Source organism: uncultured Dysgonomonas sp. (assembly GCF_900079725.1).
Lineage (GTDB): Bacteria > Bacteroidota > Bacteroidia > Bacteroidales > Dysgonomonadaceae > Dysgonomonas.
Genome location: NZ_LT599032.1, coordinates 5,008,174 through 5,025,779, shown reverse-complemented (window position 1 = coordinate 5,025,779; position 17,606 = coordinate 5,008,174). Strand labels below are relative to the sequence as shown.

Here is a 17,606-nt window from a genome sequence, read left to right as displayed (position 1 = left end):
ATGATATAACCTATTCTTTTCTATCTTTACAACAAAAAATAAACAAGCCTTCAGTTTTGATATTATTAATCGATACGCACAGGCTATTAATTGCTGAATAAAAGATGGAACTCCGGACAGTAAACGTCACACGATATATCACCCCCTTGCGTGAAGGTGGTTCATTGCCCGCTTTGGCCGAGGCCGACGACGGATTCAAGTATGTAGTCAAATTTCGTGGCTCGGGCCATGGCACAAAGATGCTTGTGAGTGAACTCATAGGCGGGCTGGTTGCACAGGCTCTCGGGTTTCGTGTGCCTGAGATGGTATTTATCTATCTCGACGAGGCTTTTGGCCGCAGCGAAGGCGATGAAGAAATACAAGACCTGCTGAAGGGCAGTCAGGGGCTGAATATGGGACTGCACTTCCTTTCCGGAGCATTGACATTCGACCCGGTAGTAACACGCATAGACGACACTACCGCATCGCAGATACTATGGATGGATGCCTTGCTTACCAATGTAGACCGCACCGCCCGCAATACCAATATGCTGATGTGGCACAAGGAGCTGTGGCTGATAGACCACGGTGCGTCGCTCTACTTTCATCATTCGTGGACGGGATGGAAAAAATATGCATTAAGCCCTTTCCCTCAGGCCAAAGACCATGTATTGTTACCCTATGCCAGCAGTCTTGACGAAGCAGACGCAGCGTTTAAGAAGATACTCACACCGGAGAAGGTGGCCAAAATAGTAAGTCTATTGCCCGACGACTGGTTGCACTGGGGAGGAAGTGACGAATCGCCGCAGGATATACGGCAGGTGTATAACGACTTCCTGAACGAAAGAATAAAGAATTCAGCAATATTTATAAAAGAAGCACAGCATGCAAGGGAAGCACTTATATGAATACGCCGTCATCCGTGTTGTACCGAGGGTGGAGCGCGAAGAATTTATAAATGTGGGCATTATTATGTACAGCAAGCGGGAAAAATTCCTGAAAGCCCGCTATTATGTGGATGAAAACAAACTCCGCCTGTTCACATCGGAACTGGACACGGACTCGATACATGAGAACCTGAAGGCATTTGACAAAATATGCGCTGCCGCCGGTGACGGAGGCTATGTGGCTTCGCTGGATATAACAGAGCGCTACCGCTGGCTGACGGCCGTGCGGAGTACATCTATACAGACATCGCGCTCCAACAGGGGCTTTTCGGATGATTTGGACAAGACGTTCGAAAAGTTGTTTACAGAGCTGGTGATGTAGCAGCCAGCATTCTCAGGCAGCTTCTAAATCTCCCGTATCACCCTGCACGGATTGCCTACGGCGAGTACATTGGACGGAATGTCTTTCGATACTATGCTTCCTGCGCCTATCACGGTGTTGTCGCCGATAGTAACTCCGGGCAGGATATGCACGCCCGCACCTATCCATACATTATCGCCTATGGTGACAGGATATGCGTATTCAAGCCCGCTGATGCGCTGCTCCACATCGAAGGGATGTCCGGCCGTATAGATACCTACCCCGGGAGCTATGAATACATTGCTGCCGATGGTGACCTTTGCCCCGTCGAGGACTACGAAGTTCATATTGGCAAAGAAGTTTTCACCTATCTCGATATTGTATCCGTAATCGCAAAAGAAAGGAGGTTCGAATATGAAGTTCTCGTCTGTTTTGCCCAGAAGGCTTTTCAGCATTTGCTTTTTTTCGGTTTGCATGCCCGGACGCAAGAGGTTGTAGTCGTAAAGTATTTCTTTCGCTTTTTCCCTTGCCTGTAAAAGATCTTTATCGTTGTTGGCATCGTAAAGAAGGCCTGCGGCTGCTTTTTCTTTTTCTGTCATAAGTGTCGGTTATAGTTACAAATCCAAATATAAGGCATATTTACTAAAGTAATCTCCTGTTTTATGCATTTTCTCCTTATTTAAGGAATCCTGTAACATCTGAAGTGTTAAAAAATAAAAGTGCCGACAACCACCGTTATCTGCACTTTATTTATATATAAACTCCATACCGATCAGGCGTTTAAGAGCTTCTCGATATCGAATTTTCTCATTTGCATAAATGCATCCATTACCCGTCCTGCTCTTATTCGAATTACTGAATACGGATACATAAAAAGGCGCGGCTTCTTCGGCTTTGCCATCGAACCACAGGCAGAGGATTATCTGATATTTCATGATTGGTTTGTTTTGCGGTCTCCGAGCAAAGCGTAGTCAAAAGAAACACAAGCAATCTTTGATTGCGCGTAGCATAAAGAATCCAACAATTTTATACTACAATAATTACTCTAACTACCGATCGGCATATATCAGAAGTTTATATCTGCCGCACCACCATAAAGGTTCAATAATATCCTCTGCCCTAACAAGGAGAGGATATTTATTTTACACCCGCTTTTTCCACCACCTCACTCCTACCCAACCAATGATCAGCAGGAGTAATATTCGTCCGCACCATACCTGAAACGATTGGAACGAACTCATACGGTTTACCTCCGTTTCCACTTCTACAGGATAAGGTACGCGGATGGTATCGTTCACAAAGACGGAATCGCGCAACAGCTTGTCCCTGTACAGATATTTGTACTTTTCGAGCCAAATGGTATCTCCTTTCATTTTCACCAGAACGGAGTCGTAGTGATGAACCGAATCACGCAACAGGCGGTCTTTGTACTCTGTACGTACCGATTCTACGGGGATAAATACTGTACGTGTCTTGCATCCCGTGAGAGCAAAAAGCAGTATAAACAGGAGTATTGTATTTATTTCGAACCGGCTTCTCATCTGAATTCTTTTTTTACATCAAAACACGGGCAGGCTTTTGCCGCAAACTCGTTATGTCCATACACTTTTGCATTGGGATAACGTACCTTAAGGTTATCTAGCAATCCGGTTAAAGCCTCCTTCTGCGCTTGGGTGCGTGTATCTTTGGGATTGTTTTTTTCGTCCAGCCCGCCAATATAGCACACACCAATAGACGTGGCGTTGTGCCCGAGGCAATGCGCTCCTATCAGCGATTCGTCCCTCCCTTTGTGTACAGAGCCATCGAGATATACCACATGATGGTAACCTATCTTGGCAAAACCCCGCGCCCTGTGCCATCGGTCTATATCTTCTGCGGTGAAATGCTGCCCTTCTTTTGTAGCGGAGCAGTGGAGTATAATTTTATCTATCTTTCTCATTTTCTTCTTTTGGGTCTTTTAGTTGTTTTTTTACAATTTCGGTTATGCCTTTTATCAGGTCGTCTTTATTTTCGAAAATCGTGGTAAGTTCCTCCAGGCTCTTCCCAAATTTCTTTTTGTCCTTTTCGTGCGCCTTTTCCAGTATCGATTTGGCTTCTATGAATATGAGGAATGCTGCTGCAATGAGGGTTATATAAGGTTCGGGATAGAAGAACATACCTATGCAATCGAACATAAATGCAAAGAGCATCAGGGCATAATACAAAACGGCTTTGGTAACCGTACGCCTTAGTCCGTATGAGGTACGTTGTTCGCCACGTTCCTTTGCCTTGCGCCATCCGCTGACGAGGTCGAGGCTGATGGCGATAGTTACCAGCAGCCACATAATGGATACGATAGCCAGTTTGAGCCGCAGGGTGACAAAGTCTCCTGCCAATAGTGATTCTATGATTAATAGCATGGGATAATTAAGAATGAATAATTAAGAATTAAGAATTGGAAACAGGCTGTCAGCCGTTTGTGTATGGCTGACAGCTGCGAGAGAGTGTTAGAGGAACATTGCTGTGTTTTTGCCGGCGGGTTCGGTGGATATGAGGATGGCTCTGATTTTGTTTATATCTGAAGGTTCAATTTCTGATCTACCAACCATAACAGCCGAGATTTTAGATATTTCACTTTTCGGCACGTTCGTTTTACTTACAAATATGCCGTTGATACTCTTGTCTGTTACATCTGTCCCTTGCGAAGGGAGTCCGTTGTCAAAGTCTGCCATGTTATACTGGATTTATAGTAGTTATGGGAATTCTGATCTGCATAAATGCTCCTTTTATCGGGAAAGCCGGAACAGGTATACTGGATGATCCTAATATACTGTTATAAAAATCAGGATGCCCAGATGCTATATAAACGCCTGATGACGATTGCATTTCCTGTGTCTTTTCCGAATTATTGAGCATCAGGCAGCGGGTATCTTCCGGCAATACATCGATCCATAGGGGCTTTTGCTCGTTCTGCCAAAAAACTTCATCTGCAATTCCTGTCTTAAATTCGAAATCTTTATGCCAGCAACGGCGCAGCTTCAAGTTAGAATGCGCTGTGTAGGTAGAAATTCCGCTTTTAGCCAAAAAAGAATCGGTAGCTCCATAGCTAACTCCATTGTAAACAATGGCTCCACTCACATTATTTGAATTTTTATAATCTACATAGTACCAGTAATCTGCCTGAAGGCTGCCACTGGTAATCTCCGCTTCGGGTATTTTGTTTACAATGCGCAACTGGATAGAGTTATAATTCAGCACATCGTTTATCTTATATACAACAGGTTCACCTGTATTTGCAGAGAATGACGTAAAGTTTGCCACCCCTTTAAGAATATTATTCCGCGTTGATAAAGCAGATGAATAGATGACATTGTTATATTTGACCGATGCTTCGTTTACATTTTTTGAACGGACATAATAGAATTCATTTGGCTCTATCACAGCCACTTCCTGTCCCGCATCACATAACAAGCCCGGTATACTGTCTATCAATACCCCGTACTGATAAGGCAGATCGTTAGGAATATCAATACTTGTCAGTTTCATATTACCACCAAGCCAGATTATTTTAGAATCGGTATATAAATTATACTTTTGGGTTATATCTATACCTGAGTTAATAGAAAGAGAATCAGATGCAAAATCCAAACCTAGGCTATCGGAGTTATTGGGTGCGAAACTGGCCGGCACATTTTTCTCTGTGGTAATGGCAATTTTATCGCCACGTGATGTCGAATAACCGAACAACTTAAAGCGTGGAATTTCGAAGAGGTTAATTTCCGAGCCCTTCCATGTAAGCCCCTCAAATATTTGATTTTTTGTAAATATCCAACGTCCCAAAGTCAATGTCATGTCATAATCCGTAATATCGGGAGGCATCGTTAGTCCGGCTGCAGTAGAACGAGCAACAAAATCATCTCGAAGTTCTTCGGCTGATGTGCCTGTAAGAGGGGTATAGTCCGTTTCAGTGCCAATTCGGAAATTACAATTGTCGAAAGCATAATAATTAGACTTGTATGTATCCAGTGATGCCTGGTTGACAATCAAATTACATTTTTCGAAGGTATGCAGGCTACCGGCTATTGAACCGATTGTAGAATTGATACCTATAAATGCATTATTATTACTATAATTAACACTTGTACTGTTTGTACCCAATGTGGCCGTAGGAATGGCTCTATTCTTACACCTATTTATAGAAACAGGAAACCCTGCATATCCACTTTGTACAAATCTAAAGTCGGTACTTATCTCACATTGGTATAAATATGTGTTCACCCTATAGGCATTGTTAGGTGCTGTTGCAGATATCAAACTGCTCCCAAATGTAATATCCCTAAAGAATAAAACATCAGTACGGGTTGTGCCGCTTGGTATATATATGGCAGGACTCCATATGGTTTTTCCGATACCATGTCCATTAATACACTTTGTAAAAGTATGTGTCATCGAGGAACTGGAAACACCATGATTTCCAGAGCTTAATATAAGAGCCTGGTTTCCGGATGCAGTTAAACCGACTAATGATGCATTACTTCTATATGGAGACAACCTGGTTCCTTTTCCACCTGTAATAGTAGGAGAATAAAAAGTAGTATTATAATATCTCTCAATATCTTCTCCATTTTGATTATAGTATTTATCCTTAAAATTATACTGTAACATCTTCATCATGTTTTAAAGTGATTATTATGCTGCCATTGTCATATACTTCTACATAGCAGTTATCGAACTCTACATTATCGGACGGTATTGTACTGATTACGTTACCATCTTCATCCTTAATATCCGTTATCCGCCCATTCTCATATAACTTCCTGAATTCCTTTGGCTGCTTATCAAAAAACACATTGTCGTCTATCTCCAATGTCACTTCATCTTTTTTCACTTCATATATCATAGTAATTCTGCTTTAGCGTAAATAAATAAGTAAGCTGTGGGATCTGATGTCAAAGGTTCAATAGTAAATTTCACCTTCGAGCGTTTCTCTATCTTCTTGTCCAGTTGTATATTATTCAGATTAGTAAATGTTTCATCACCAATGGTCAGCGAAGCTACATTGTCGGTTTCCACCTTGTAAATCGTCATTTCTTCGCCTATAAACATCTCTACCTCTTTAGTCTCCATAGTCAGGGAAATACGTCGTTCGAGTTGTAGCTTTTCCAGCTTATCGAAGAGGCATCTGCCCGATTTCATCTCTCCGTTTTCTTCTATCGATCCGAATATATAAAACCCTCTAGGTTCTGTTATTATGTCCAATTCTGAGAGTCCTACAGGGTCTAATTTTCTTGTTTCATTAGCCATTTTATTTTGTTTAATTGGTTATACTTCTATTTGATTTTCCCGGTCAGTATTGCATTCTTTTTATCTTCTGTCATCACTATATGGCGGTCTTCGGTACCCAGCACAGGAATTGTATTGAAACGGGACGCATCGATTTCGAACAACGGGTAAACCGAATTCTTGCGTATCGATATCTGATAGCCCGATGCTTCGCCTGTCTGTCCTGTTATCTGGGAGAATGAAAGAGATGCCCCTCCGTCGCTGCCAAAGCTGTACATCAGGCCCTGCGATGTGCGGAAAGCCACCAGGTATTTGTTGACAGCCGCTAACAGCAGATTCGATAATTTTTCTCCTTTCAGCGTATGTACGAATGTTGCCAGTTCTTGTTTGTATATACCATTTTCCTGCGTTTCGGTAAAAGTGCTTTCATTTACTGCTCCTATTTCCAGAAAAGAGGTATCGGATATTATCCGGTTTACATAGCACTTATCGAACAACCCTTGATCGGCGAACTGATATGTCCCAAAATCGCGGATGTCGAGCAGATAGAGATTGGTAATGCCCCCGGGATTGTAATCGCAGGTATGTTTTATATTCTGTAATAATCTGCAAGTCATTATTTTAATGAATTAATTGTTTAATATGCCAATGTGCCAATAAATAAAATAGCCCAAGGCTTTGCCAATGGGCTATTCATAGGTGAACCATCAGCCTGTTTCATTAAGTCAATTGGCACATCGGCACATCAGGTGATTGGCACATTGTCAGGCTTTACGGTGTTACCACAGTCTTGTCCACAATGGCAGAGATCACACTTTCGTCTTTCAGCAAGCGTCCCATTTCTATTTCCGTTCCGGCCATAGTCACAGTCCAGCCATAAGCATCGGCATCCGCCGCACCCGAAGCGTAATTAAAGGCAGTGGCACTCAATCCGTTGTAGCGGCCGAGCATTATCGCCCGATTCGACCGGTCTACAATCACCGCCGTAAACTTACCAAGGCTCAATGCTTTCTCCTGATTCAACAATTCGTAATCATAATTGCTGATGGTGAAGTTTACAGTATGGGTACGGTACTTGCCACCATTGCCATTCACTGCAAGTTCGTCGGAGAATGAAGCCGTGTTATCAGCAAAGTCGATTTTAAACGCTTTGGCACTATCGGCAAGGGTAATAGTATCGATTCCGCCATCGGCACCGAAAGTGTAATCGTTCTCTGCATCGTAATTGAATAGATATACTGCTTTTATACCGGCTACAGAATAGTGACAATTGTCTTTTGTTATGTTTGCAGTTAATTTACATCCTGACATAATATATTCTTTTTTAATGAGTTGATATTAATTTGAAAATTAGAATATTAGCAAATTCGAAAATGTAAAAGCATAGAACATTGAAAATAAATTATTTGCTAATTCCCGAATCTGCTAATTTGTTAATTAGTTATTGGGGCTATAAAATACCACTTCGTCTTCGAACGGAATAGCGAATCCAAGGCGCAGGCGGCCATCTATGAAGATGATATTATCGTGTGGAGCAGCCTTTTGTCCAAGACGGATTTCTTCCAGGTCGCGCACCAGGTCTGTCCCTATAAGGAAGTTGCGGGCATCAGCCGCTACCATATCGTTGTCGCCGAGTCCTTTTACGGGAACAAGCTCCACTCCCATATAGCGCACCACATCGCCCTCTACCGTAAAGTTGGGGCTGACTACTACATTGTTTCCGTAGATGCCTCCAAGAGCCATTTTCACTTTCAGGAACGTAGGATAAGAAACATAAATATTCAATGTACCTTCCTGTAATCCGCCTGCTACAACATCGTCCGGAATGTTTGTGAATACTTTTTCTATTTCTTCCAGCACATTGGCTTTGGTTAGAGCTATACCTGTTATTTTAACGGCGTCCGAACTGCCTGTTAAGACTTTAACTACTCCATCGAAATCGTTAGCATCTGCAGAACTGTCTCCTTTGAAAATTTTAGTTTCTATCTCGCTGCTCAATTCGGAAGCAAGGATAGCCATTGTTGCGTCTTCGAGCGTATCCGGCAATTCCCTGTTCTTTGCTCCGGGGCTGAGCATCCATACGGTGCGTTTGCGTTCAAGGTCGTCGAGACATTGCTCCAGATTGATTTTATATGTTTTTACTTTCAACTCCTTGTCGCTCAGTTTCGACATCTGCTGCGGATTCCACGAACAGTCGCGGGCATCTGCCTGCAGGATGCTGCCGTTGATGTCAATCAGGTTGATCAGGGTCGATTCTTTTACTCCTACAACGGGAGTTATTTTACCTTTTTCGATAAGTTTCCCACCAAAGATTGCTTTTGTAAACCAGTCCATATTGGTTGACGGCTGATAATTCAGTGATGAGATGTCATACATGTTTGCCATATTTTCAATTTGTTAATGTGAATATTAGCATATTAGGAAATGTGTTTTCGCCATTTCCGTATCTGCTAATTTTCGAATTTGCTAATTAATTACTTCTTTCTGTTTATTGTCTGATTCAAAGCTGCTGCCATGCGTTCGGCCGTAGTCATATCCCCGGCATTTTTAGTGGTGTGCGACAGTTGAACGGCAGGATGTGCCGATGGAGTTTTTTTGCGCATTTCTTCTACCTGTCCTTTTGTAGATTCGAGCATCGACTGTGCGTCTTCCAATGTTTTAGTCAACTGGTCGATAGTTTGTTGCATTTCGGCAATCTTAGCTTTCAGGGCTTCGGCTGTTTTAGGATCGAAATCGGCTAGTTTGTGCCGTGCCTTACTGCTTTTCAATGTTTGCGGAGCTTTCGTTTCTTCAGGTTTGGTTTTGTCTTCCGAGGCTTCGCGCGTTTCTGTGAATTGTCCCTGCTCGTCTATTACCAGCAAATTTCCATTTGCAAGCTGATGTTCTCCCGCCGGCATCTGTTCTCCGTCGAGCGTAGCAAATCCGTCTTCGTCCACATAGGCTTCCTTGCCGTCGGCCAGCACAAAGACTACATAAGGCGTACCGCTAGCCGTCACATCGGCCTTTTCTACGGCTTCGATGTCGAGCAACATGCGGGCAATGCGGCCGAGCAATGTTTGTTTCGGTTTCTTTTTGTTCATGTTTACATTCATTTGATTTTTGATTTTGGAAATATCCGGTTGTTGATTGAAGAATCCTTCCAAAGAGAAGCCTTTGACATGGCCGGTCATCACCTCTGTGTTCCAATATTTTTCATTCTCGACCTTGTAGCTGCACATCAAGGTCCCTTTGGGAAGGTCTTCAAATCCTAATGCTTTCGATTTGTCTGTCCGCGGGTCTGCGACTATCCACAGTTCGGTAAGGTAGTTGCCCGAGAGCGGAGTCTGATGCTGATGTGTGGTATTGTGAAGCGCCACACCGGTACGCATCATTTTCTGTGCTATTTTTTCTATTTGTTCGGCCGAAAACCTGATGTAATAGTCGCCCAGTTCTTCGCTGCGACGGTAGATGAGCTGTTCGGGTTTCAGTACTACACCTGTGAGTATGCGTTTTTTTGTATCGCGATTGAGAAGAATGTGTTCGCTGTTTTTTCTCAATGCCACGAAATCGACCTCATTGGCCGGACAATCGACAAAGGATATGGCACAAATGCCTGTTGCGTCGTCTTCGTTATCGTCGATAATGCAGTTGTAGATAGGTAAATTCATAGATTATCTGCTTTTTAGAGTATAGATAATCGAGTTTGAAAAAAATGCAGATTTGGAAAAAAACATTATTGATACATCATTAATAAACATATTATCAATATCTTTACATACAGAGTATTATTATGCCTAATAAACAACTATCACCATGACAAAAAAAGATTTTTTTCGTTTAGTTATCAAACTGTTCGGTTTGTATCTGATTACCCTCGCGCCTTATACTTTCTCTACTGTGATTGTAACACTCTCCTATGGCGCAGATCTGCTTACTATTGGAGCTTCGGCATTGATGATCGCAGCATATCTTGGTTTTGCTGTACTGCTCATAGCCTATGCAGATGTAGTGATCCGTTTCTTAAGACTGGAAAAAGGATTTGATGACGACAGGATAGATATTTCGGATATCAATATGCAGAAGCTGGTGTCGCTGGCCGTTATCATTGTGGGCGGAATATTGGTTGTGTATAATTTTTCGCTTGTATTGATTGCTCTACTTCATATATTAATGGCTCTTGTATCTAATAATAAGGATGATATTCTCTCTTTCAATACTTATAATATAAACTATACCGACCTGATAGACTTCATCATAGGACTATTACTTATAACGAATTATAAGCGGATAGCCCGGTTTGTGGCAAAGAAAGGAGAACAGTAATAATGCAAAAAGACTCCGAAGCATCTACTTCGGAGTCTTTCAAATTCTACTGTTTAAAGCCTATACCTAAACAGTAAACGGGCATTTATATACCAAACAATCTGCTCATTCTTAATATCCCGGATTTTGTTCCAGTAAGTTATTAGCCCCTATCAGACTGTAATGTATAGGGAAGCGGTTCAGATTTGGATTATTGGTCGCTTTGTGATCCCACCAGTCTTCTGTCACATAAGCATCCCAACGTACCAGATCGGTGCGGCGGCGGCCTTCGGCTAAAAATTCCCGTAACCATTCGTCCAGCATACGGTATTTGTCCAGGTTCGAAGCCGTAACAGGATCAGGGTCGTTTCCGTTTGCGAAATAACGTTTGCGCACGGTGTTAATCAATTGAGCCGCTTCGCCTTTTTCTCCTGCGCGCATTTTGCATTCGGCCAGTGTGTAGTAAATTTCAGCTAAACGAATGATAGGAATATCGGGATCGAACTTACGGTTCTTTTCGCTCTGGTTTGGACGAGGGCTACGCTTGGTTACACGCACGCACGACGATTCCTCGGCCGTAGCGATTGTAGACTTTAGAGATGCCACCGTAGGATATTCGGCCGAACCTACTTTTGCAAAGTAAGCTACCTGATCAACTATTGTGATTATCTGTCCGTTATACTCACGGCTACCTGTACAAACCCAGTCGGGATTAGTAGGGTTGATCAGTTTTCCTACGATAAACATTCCACGATACTTGCCATTGTTCTCATATACATATGGTTGTTTGCGTATATCGTTATCGTGGAACTTGGAATAAGCTCCACCCAGTTTGTAGGGATATTTATTGCCCAGAGGGTCGAGGCTCGGAATCAGCCCGATACCATTGTTGGAACCCGAACCTTCCAATCCTCCCAGATAGTTCCTGTAGTTGTAAGGAACCATACGGTCCCAGTACATACCATCCGTTTCCAGCTTGGCATTCTGGCTAGGTACCGACCATATTATTTCGGTACTTGTTTCATTATCGAAGCCGAAAATATTTGTCCAATCCGCATCCAGTTCATATTTGCCGTATACACCATTGATAATATCCTGACATATCTGTCCGGCCTCTGCATACATTTCCGTACCGATATACGATTTGGCATTGAAGTAGAGGCGTGCCAGAAGAGCGGCTCCTGCAGCCCTGTTGATACTGCCATTTTCCAGTCCTCCCAGTTCTTCTTTTAATGGAAGGTTAGGGATGGCTTCTTTGAGCAGGTTTTCGATAAAATCGAAAGTTTCCTTATCGGTCGAACGCCCCTTCACCTCACTCTGGGTTGTAGTATATAGAGCTACTCCTCCGAAAAAGTCGAGCCCGTCAAGGTACAAAGATGCTACCAGTGCTTTTTGCTGATTCAGCATCGATTCGCGCGTTCCCTGTGGAAAACCCAGTGCATCGAAGTCTACTTTTTCAAGATCTTCCAGTGCATCCCATGCAAGCGCTACTCCCATGGCAAAATTTGTCCATCCTGTTTCGACGAAAATCATATCTTCGGTATATTCATGGTGATGGAATTTCTGATAATTGGCACCGTCGAACCAGTCGCTACCTCTGGTAGGCTGACAAAATTCGTCCGTACCAAGTTCCTGCAACAGCCAGCGGGGAGAATCCTGTCCTACATACCAGCGCCAGTGAGTGAAAGGGCGGTTGAAACGTTCCCATACTGCCTCCTGCGAGGTATAGAACGTTTCGGGTACTACTTGTGTATAGAAAGTCGGATCTACATCGCAAGATGTAGCTGTGAGCAGACAAAGGGCTCCCGACAATATAAATTTAGTTATCTTATTTTTTTTCATTCTTGCCTATGTATTTAAGAAGAAAGTTTTTAATGATATATTATTTCAGACTAACAGCCTGTTATATTTGATTATAACAGAACCTTAAATGGGTCTGCGGTCTTAGAAATTCACTTGAAGGCCAAAAGTATATGTACGTGTCATCGGATAGAAACTGCCATCCCAGAACTTCTCCGTACCTCCATCCCAATTGGTGATGTTAACTTCGGGGTTCATACCGCTATACCCTGTGATGGTGGCAACATTACCCACAGTTCCGTAAACACGTATGCGGTCAACGAATTTGGTATATTTTTTCATTGGCAGGGTATATCCTAATGTAATGGCGTCTATTTTCAGGAATGTACCGTCTTCGAGATAGTAGTCACAAATCTGTTTTTCTCCCTTGATGTGGGCAAACTTCCCATAGGCATCTTTGAGCACGTTGGTATTTCCCCGTCCCTGAATGCCGAAATACATATTTAGGGTGTTATACACATCGAAGTCTATCCAGCTGCGCAGGCTGATACCCAGATCCAGGTTTTTATATGTGAGCGTATTACGCCAGCCAACGATCAGTGTGGGCAGGTAATTACCCATATACTGTTTATCATTTTCGGTCTTTTGGGCAGCGGGTATCACTTCTCCGTTTTTATTGTAAAGAAGGAAGTTTCCATCGTCGTCGAACCCTGCAAATTTCCAGATATAGAACGAACCTATCTTCGAACCTTCCTCTATACGTGCTGCATCGCCCGGTGTACCCGGAGCAACGAATCCATTACCGTTGTAGTAGGTATTGTTACCCCACAAGCTGAGTATCTTACCCGAGTTGTGGCTGAGATTCATATTGGTAGTCCAGGTGAAGTCTTTAGTGCGAATAATATCTCCGCCGAATTCGAATTCCCAGCCTTTACTTTCCATACTACCTATGTTCTGCCATTGAGAACCCTGAGTATAAGGTGGCTGAGGTACTTTCACGTTGTAAATCAGATTGTCTATCTTACGGCGGTAATAATCGAACTTACCATAAAAACGGTCGCCGAATAATGAATAATCGACACCAAGATTCCATTCTTTGTTCTCTTCCCATCCCAGTTTGGAATTTACGTTCTGTGACTTACCGAATGAATATGCCCATGTTCCATCAGGTAGCATCCAATAAGCATCTGAACTTAACATATCGGCCATATATGAAGAGCTGAAATCGTTGTTACCCGTTACTCCATAACCGAAACGCACTTTGAGGTCTTTGAGCCATGTAAGGTTTTTCATAAAACTTTCAGCGGAAATACGCCATCCTGCCGATACCGACCAGAAATCTGCCCAGCGATTGTCGGCGGCAAACTTTGAAGAACCTTCGTGACGAAGAGATGCCTGCAACAAGTATTTGTCCTGAAAAGAATAATTGGCACGTCCGAACACCGAGAACAGACGTTCTGTGATATTTTTACTTGAGGCCAGATTTGCTTTCCCGTCGCTGCGATAAGAACCCACTCCGATATTCCAGAACTTGAGGCCGTCCACATCGAAGTCGAAGTTTTCCATGCTGAATCCTTCTCCGTTTTTTTCAAAGTATGAATAACCGGCAGTAGCATTTAACACATGTCCGCCATTAAATTCTTTGATATAATTTGCATATCCTTCGGATGTCAGGTTTTCAGTTTTACTGAAATTGAGATATGCAGCCCCCCTGCGCGATTCTTCCAGTTCGGAGCGATGGTAACGCGACCTGTAGAAGTGATATTCCCACTGGCGGTTTTCGTAACCTATTGTCTGCGAATAAGACAAGCCCGGAACAGGCTTTATGTTCAGTTTGAAGGTGACTTCCGGTTTGAACCATTTGTCCAACCCTTCGTAAGTACTCAGTCTGGCATCGGCTACTACGTTGTAGTCCAGCGACTCGTTGAGCCATACGTTGTATCCGGTTTCACTTTCGGGATCGTATGGCGAACGTGTAGGATTGTTTCGCATAGCTTGCTGGAAAGCCGGAATATTATTGTTTCTCCATGCCTGACGGTAATCTACATTCGGACGTATTTCGAGCCAGTCGTCAAACAGTTTGAAATTGGCATTAAAACGTCCTCCATAGTCTTCGCGTTCGTCGCTCAAAGATATCCCCTGATTTTTCTCATAGAAGAACGATGTATATACCTGAGCCTTTTCTGTTCCCATATCTATAGCTACATGATGCTTGTGGGAGAAGTTATCATCGTTTATCATTTCATTCCACCAGTTTGTATCCGAACCGTAATCCGTACCTATACCATGTTCGGCGTACTCGCGTCCGGTAAGCATCTGAGGAGCCCCGTAAGCCTGTTTCTTAGTAAGTTCGTTGCTATAGGTCAGTTTTACTTTGCCGTTGGTATTCGACCCGCTTTTAGTTGTGATCAATATTACCCCCGAAGTGGCGCGTGTACCATAGATAGCTCCGGCAGAGGCATCTTTAAGTACATCTATCGACTTGATGTCGTCTTGTGTAAGAGAACGTATATCCCCGCCCGGGAATCCGTCGATTACGATCAGTGGCGATTTACCTGCATTGATAGATGTAAGTCCGCGCAACTGGAATGTTGTACCGGCATTAGCGCTCCCTATATTATTCATAATCAACCCACTGATTCTACCTTGCAATGAAGCGGAGATATCAGACCCGCCTACTCCTACCATCAGGTCTTTTCCCGAAATGGAGGTGACAGCACTGGTTACTTGTTTTTTCTCCAGTGTACCGTATCCAATCACAACAACTTCTTCGAGTGCCTTTGCATCTTCCTGTAAATTTACAGTTATAGCATTCTGATTACCTACGGGAACTTCTTTTGGTATAAAACCTACGAAAGAGATTACCAATACGGCATTTTCGGGAACATTGTGCAGTATAACTTTACCTTCTGCATCTGCAATATTTCCGTTGGTAGTACCTTTTACCACTACATTAGCTCCAACGAGAGGGCCTTCTGCGTCAGTTACGGTAATAGTGATAGTCTGTCCCTTCTGCAAAGGGGCGATTTCATGAGAGACAGTCTTTTTCTCAGTATTTTCGTCAATAGCCTGCACATCCGGTGCATAAAACAGGAATAATCCTATAGTGGCAACTGCTAAAGAAGAAAACGACCTACATAATAATCCTGAATTCGGGGCATTAATTTGTCGACGTGTTTTCATTAATTTCCAATAAGATTTGTTAATAATAAAGCATTAAATCGTTAAATAGTGAGTGAGCATGCAATGTGGATTTGGGCATTATCCTTGCATACGTAGGGTGTAATCCATGGTTTCATGTTTTCATACTTTCCTCCTTTTTATAAATCTGTTAAACATTAAGGTATAATGTGTTAAATCTGATTTTCAGCAAAATAAGGTTTAACATAAACTATCATATATGATTGTTATGATACAAACATAATCAATTTTCTTTAATGAACAATCATTAATGATAGAAATTCATGGATAAAGAAACTTTAGTAAAAAAAGTAGGATTAAAGATTAGAGAAATAAGAGAAAGTAGAGATTTGAGCATGATGGACTTATCGGATAAGCTTGATATAGAATACAATAACCTGATTAGAATAGAAAAAGGACGTACTAACCCAACACTTGGAACATTATACAAAATTTGTCAGGCACTCGACGTAAAGCTAATCGATATTGTAGATATAGAATGACTCACAAACCCAACAAAACCGGCATAAAAAGCTGAAATGATAAATAAAAATCATTAATTTTTTTACAGTCGTTATTAATACTTATTGACATTTTTATTTTTGTCCTTATTTTCCGGGACAGGGAAGCTCTTATTTAGTAGCAGCGGAAAGAATTGCAAAAGATAAAAATGATAAAGTATGAGATTATACCCCACTCAGTTCTTTGCTGCAGTGACAGCTATTTATGTTTTTATATATTTCACCTACTCATTCATGTAAGATCTAATCCATCCTTATACACTTCATATTTTATACCACCATATCACACTCATTTTCTTCCCATTAATAAAAATGTGATTCTTTTGCTTCTTTTTTATTACTTATTTATGGAATTCCTGCAAAAAAACACTCTATATAACATCAAACAAATATAAATTAATATATTTGTAGTAAAGGGGGATGTGCGTCGGACGTTTTTGACAGCGCATTTATATGAATCTACATAATACCGAAAAACATGGTGAAGTATGCTAAATATACCATATTCTCCTTGATTATCCTATCCACAACGACAGGATTGGTATCGTTTGTATACGAAAATGCCGCAGTAAAGGAAACCCGCCGATTCAATGCAGACAAATTTAGAGAAACCGGATATAATGAAGACGAACTCAGCCTGTTCTGCGATGTGGCATTCATGTTCGAAAACTCCCGGGTGCGCAAATGGGACAGGGATATAAAGGTGGAGATAAAGAATATCGGCGAACTTAGCCAACAATCGATAGACGAGGTGGATTCTGTCATTGCCATCCTTGCACCACTGATTGCCCCGGTAAAGATGGAACGTGTAAACAATGGCGGTAACCTGCATGTATACAGGCGTGTGCCCGAAGTGGTATCAAATAAGTTGCCACAATCTATCTGCCTGAACGGTATGTCGAAGGTAAACCGCAAATCGTCTTACTCGTGGAGTATCAATTTTGCTATGATCTATGATGGCTGCCATGCTAGTTCACAAACACTTATGCATGAATTTCAGCATGCGCTGGGACTGGATCATCCTATCAAATTATATCCTTACTATGTAACCATAGGCAGATCTGTGATCCCGCAATTCTTCCGTTCACAGGACGAAATACAAAATATGATGAAGGAACCTTTCTATATATCGAAAGAAGAAAAGATGGTGATAAAAATGCTGTATTCGTCCGAAATAAGATCGGGACTTCATGTGGAAACTTTCGCACAAAAGATGGGATTTACAGATGCAGAGCGTAAACTGATGATTCCGGATGTAAACAAGCGCCCTCGCATTATCATCTATCCTGAGGAAGAAAAGAAACAAGTTGGATTTAAGGATTAAAAAATCAATAA

General features: G+C 42.2%; 20 protein-coding genes. 5 read left to right on the top strand and 15 right to left on the bottom strand.

Annotated elements, in window-relative coordinates:
* The first annotated feature begins 104 nt into the window (after positions 1 to 104).
* Positions 105 to 887, top strand: a complete 783-nt coding sequence (locus QZL88_RS20290) for a HipA family kinase (RefSeq protein WP_296944624.1) — start codon at positions 105 to 107, stop codon at positions 885 to 887.
* Complete coding sequence (locus tag QZL88_RS20285) at positions 865 to 1,248, top strand: DUF3037 domain-containing protein (RefSeq protein ID WP_296944622.1); 384 nt, start codon at positions 865 to 867, stop codon at positions 1,246 to 1,248. The genes QZL88_RS20290 and QZL88_RS20285 overlap by 23 nt, the downstream gene beginning before the upstream one ends.
* A 23-nt stretch (positions 1,249 to 1,271) precedes the next feature.
* Here the strand turns inward: QZL88_RS20285 and QZL88_RS20280 are convergent, their stop codons facing one another.
* From QZL88_RS20280 to QZL88_RS20220, 13 genes are all read right to left on the bottom strand, one after another.
* Positions 1,272 to 1,826, bottom strand: a complete 555-nt coding sequence (locus QZL88_RS20280; protein WP_296944620.1) for a sugar O-acetyltransferase — start codon at positions 1,824 to 1,826, stop codon at positions 1,272 to 1,274.
* A 147-nt stretch (positions 1,827 to 1,973) separates the two neighbouring features.
* Complete coding sequence (locus tag QZL88_RS20275) at positions 1,974 to 2,162, bottom strand: VOC family protein (protein WP_296944617.1); 189 nt, start codon at positions 2,160 to 2,162, stop codon at positions 1,974 to 1,976.
* A gap of 207 nt (positions 2,163 to 2,369) precedes the next feature.
* Complete coding sequence (locus tag QZL88_RS20270; protein WP_296944615.1) at positions 2,370 to 2,768, bottom strand: hypothetical protein; 399 nt, start codon at positions 2,766 to 2,768, stop codon at positions 2,370 to 2,372.
* Complete coding sequence (locus QZL88_RS20265; protein WP_296944613.1) at positions 2,765 to 3,166, bottom strand: N-acetylmuramoyl-L-alanine amidase; 402 nt, start codon at positions 3,164 to 3,166, stop codon at positions 2,765 to 2,767. The genes QZL88_RS20270 and QZL88_RS20265 overlap by 4 nt, the downstream gene beginning before the upstream one ends.
* The gene (locus QZL88_RS20260; RefSeq protein ID WP_296944610.1) at positions 3,150 to 3,626 is read right to left on the bottom strand and encodes a phage holin family protein; all 477 of its coding nucleotides are present in this window, start codon (positions 3,624 to 3,626) and stop codon (positions 3,150 to 3,152) included. Before QZL88_RS20260 ends, QZL88_RS20265 begins: the two co-directional genes overlap by 17 nt.
* Before the next feature lie 87 nt (positions 3,627 to 3,713).
* Positions 3,714 to 3,938 (bottom strand): hypothetical protein, encoded by a 225-nt coding sequence (locus QZL88_RS20255; protein WP_296944608.1) that lies wholly within the window; start codon positions 3,936 to 3,938, stop codon positions 3,714 to 3,716.
* A gap of 1 nt (position 3,939) precedes the next feature.
* On the bottom strand, positions 3,940 to 5,880 hold the full coding sequence (locus QZL88_RS20250) for a hypothetical protein (protein ID WP_296944605.1): 1,941 nt from the start codon (positions 5,878 to 5,880) through the stop codon (positions 3,940 to 3,942).
* The gene (locus tag QZL88_RS20245) at positions 5,858 to 6,106 is read right to left on the bottom strand and encodes a hypothetical protein (protein WP_296944601.1); all 249 of its coding nucleotides are present in this window, start codon (positions 6,104 to 6,106) and stop codon (positions 5,858 to 5,860) included. Before QZL88_RS20245 ends, QZL88_RS20250 begins: the two co-directional genes overlap by 23 nt.
* Positions 6,103 to 6,510: a hypothetical protein gene (locus QZL88_RS20240; RefSeq protein ID WP_296944598.1), complete on the bottom strand. Its 408-nt coding sequence runs from the start codon at positions 6,508 to 6,510 to the stop codon at positions 6,103 to 6,105. The genes QZL88_RS20245 and QZL88_RS20240 overlap by 4 nt, the downstream gene beginning before the upstream one ends.
* A gap of 26 nt (positions 6,511 to 6,536) precedes the next feature.
* On the bottom strand, positions 6,537 to 7,106 hold the full coding sequence (locus tag QZL88_RS20235; RefSeq protein WP_296944595.1) for a hypothetical protein: 570 nt from the start codon (positions 7,104 to 7,106) through the stop codon (positions 6,537 to 6,539).
* A 154-nt stretch (positions 7,107 to 7,260) separates the two neighbouring features.
* Positions 7,261 to 7,800, bottom strand: coding sequence for a hypothetical protein (locus tag QZL88_RS20230; protein WP_296944593.1), 540 nt, complete (start codon positions 7,798 to 7,800; stop codon positions 7,261 to 7,263).
* A 126-nt stretch (positions 7,801 to 7,926) separates the two neighbouring features.
* Positions 7,927 to 8,874: a hypothetical protein gene (locus tag QZL88_RS20225; RefSeq protein WP_296944592.1), complete on the bottom strand. Its 948-nt coding sequence runs from the start codon at positions 8,872 to 8,874 to the stop codon at positions 7,927 to 7,929.
* Positions 8,875 to 8,963: 89 nt separating this feature from the next.
* Entirely contained in the window at positions 8,964 to 10,136 is a 1,173-nt protein-coding gene (locus QZL88_RS20220) for an XkdF-like putative serine protease domain-containing protein (protein ID WP_296944590.1), read from the bottom strand.
* A gap of 145 nt (positions 10,137 to 10,281) precedes the next feature.
* Between QZL88_RS20220 and QZL88_RS20215 the strand changes: the two genes are divergently transcribed.
* Positions 10,282 to 10,791 carry a hypothetical protein gene (locus QZL88_RS20215; RefSeq protein WP_296944588.1) on the top strand — a complete coding sequence of 170 codons (510 nt, stop codon included), beginning with the start codon at positions 10,282 to 10,284 and terminating at the stop codon, positions 10,789 to 10,791.
* A gap of 111 nt (positions 10,792 to 10,902) precedes the next feature.
* Here the strand turns inward: QZL88_RS20215 and QZL88_RS20210 are convergent, their stop codons facing one another.
* Both QZL88_RS20210 and QZL88_RS20205 read right to left on the bottom strand, forming a co-directional pair.
* Entirely contained in the window at positions 10,903 to 12,612 is a 1,710-nt protein-coding gene (locus tag QZL88_RS20210) for a RagB/SusD family nutrient uptake outer membrane protein (protein ID WP_296944586.1), read from the bottom strand.
* Between the two features lie 102 nt (positions 12,613 to 12,714).
* Positions 12,715 to 15,753 carry a SusC/RagA family TonB-linked outer membrane protein gene (locus tag QZL88_RS20205; RefSeq protein WP_296944584.1) on the bottom strand — a complete coding sequence of 1,013 codons (3,039 nt, stop codon included), beginning with the start codon at positions 15,751 to 15,753 and terminating at the stop codon, positions 12,715 to 12,717.
* Between the two features lie 281 nt (positions 15,754 to 16,034).
* On the opposite strand from QZL88_RS20205, the gene QZL88_RS20200 reads away from it, so the two are divergent.
* Together QZL88_RS20200 and QZL88_RS20195 are read left to right on the top strand one after the other, a co-directional pair.
* Positions 16,035 to 16,253 carry a helix-turn-helix transcriptional regulator gene (locus tag QZL88_RS20200; protein WP_296944582.1) on the top strand — a complete coding sequence of 73 codons (219 nt, stop codon included), beginning with the start codon at positions 16,035 to 16,037 and terminating at the stop codon, positions 16,251 to 16,253.
* Between the two features lie 496 nt (positions 16,254 to 16,749).
* The gene (locus tag QZL88_RS20195) at positions 16,750 to 17,595 is read left to right on the top strand and encodes a hypothetical protein (RefSeq protein WP_296944580.1); all 846 of its coding nucleotides are present in this window, start codon (positions 16,750 to 16,752) and stop codon (positions 17,593 to 17,595) included.
* Positions 17,596 to 17,606 lie beyond the last annotated feature (11 nt).

Bases quoted from the DNA above. Each gene is read 5' to 3' on its own strand.
- QZL88_RS20245 (WP_296944601.1), bottom strand. From the start codon at position 6,106: ATGATATATGAAGTGAAAAAAGATGAAGTGACATTGGAGATAGACGAC.
- QZL88_RS20275 (WP_296944617.1), bottom strand. From the start codon at position 2,162: ATGAAATATCAGATAATCCTCTGCCTGTGGTTCGATGGCAAAGCCGAA.
- QZL88_RS20220 (WP_296944590.1), bottom strand. From the start codon at position 10,136: ATGAATTTACCTATCTACAACTGCATTATCGACGATAACGAAGACGAC.
- QZL88_RS20265 (WP_296944613.1), bottom strand. From the start codon at position 3,166: ATGAGAAAGATAGATAAAATTATACTCCACTGCTCCGCTACAAAAGAA.
- QZL88_RS20250 (WP_296944605.1), bottom strand. From the start codon at position 5,880: ATGATGAAGATGTTACAGTATAATTTTAAGGATAAATACTATAATCAA.
- QZL88_RS20200 (WP_296944582.1), top strand. From the start codon at position 16,035: ATGGATAAAGAAACTTTAGTAAAAAAAGTAGGATTAAAGATTAGAGAA.
- QZL88_RS20270 (WP_296944615.1), bottom strand. From the start codon at position 2,768: ATGAGAAGCCGGTTCGAAATAAATACAATACTCCTGTTTATACTGCTT.
- QZL88_RS20290 (WP_296944624.1), top strand. From the start codon at position 105: ATGGAACTCCGGACAGTAAACGTCACACGATATATCACCCCCTTGCGT.
- QZL88_RS20225 (WP_296944592.1), bottom strand. From the start codon at position 8,874: ATGGCAAACATGTATGACATCTCATCACTGAATTATCAGCCGTCAACC.
- QZL88_RS20235 (WP_296944595.1), bottom strand. From the start codon at position 7,106: ATGACTTGCAGATTATTACAGAATATAAAACATACCTGCGATTACAAT.
- QZL88_RS20205 (WP_296944584.1), bottom strand. From the start codon at position 15,753: ATGAAAACACGTCGACAAATTAATGCCCCGAATTCAGGATTATTATGT.
- QZL88_RS20210 (WP_296944586.1), bottom strand. From the start codon at position 12,612: ATGAAAAAAAATAAGATAACTAAATTTATATTGTCGGGAGCCCTTTGT.
- QZL88_RS20240 (WP_296944598.1), bottom strand. From the start codon at position 6,510: ATGGCTAATGAAACAAGAAAATTAGACCCTGTAGGACTCTCAGAATTG.
- QZL88_RS20230 (WP_296944593.1), bottom strand. From the start codon at position 7,800: ATGTCAGGATGTAAATTAACTGCAAACATAACAAAAGACAATTGTCAC.
- QZL88_RS20285 (WP_296944622.1), top strand. From the start codon at position 865: ATGCAAGGGAAGCACTTATATGAATACGCCGTCATCCGTGTTGTACCG.
- QZL88_RS20215 (WP_296944588.1), top strand. From the start codon at position 10,282: ATGACAAAAAAAGATTTTTTTCGTTTAGTTATCAAACTGTTCGGTTTG.
- QZL88_RS20195 (WP_296944580.1), top strand. From the start codon at position 16,750: ATGGTGAAGTATGCTAAATATACCATATTCTCCTTGATTATCCTATCC.
- QZL88_RS20255 (WP_296944608.1), bottom strand. From the start codon at position 3,938: ATGGCAGACTTTGACAACGGACTCCCTTCGCAAGGGACAGATGTAACA.
- QZL88_RS20260 (WP_296944610.1), bottom strand. From the start codon at position 3,626: ATGCTATTAATCATAGAATCACTATTGGCAGGAGACTTTGTCACCCTG.
- QZL88_RS20280 (WP_296944620.1), bottom strand. From the start codon at position 1,826: ATGACAGAAAAAGAAAAAGCAGCCGCAGGCCTTCTTTACGATGCCAAC.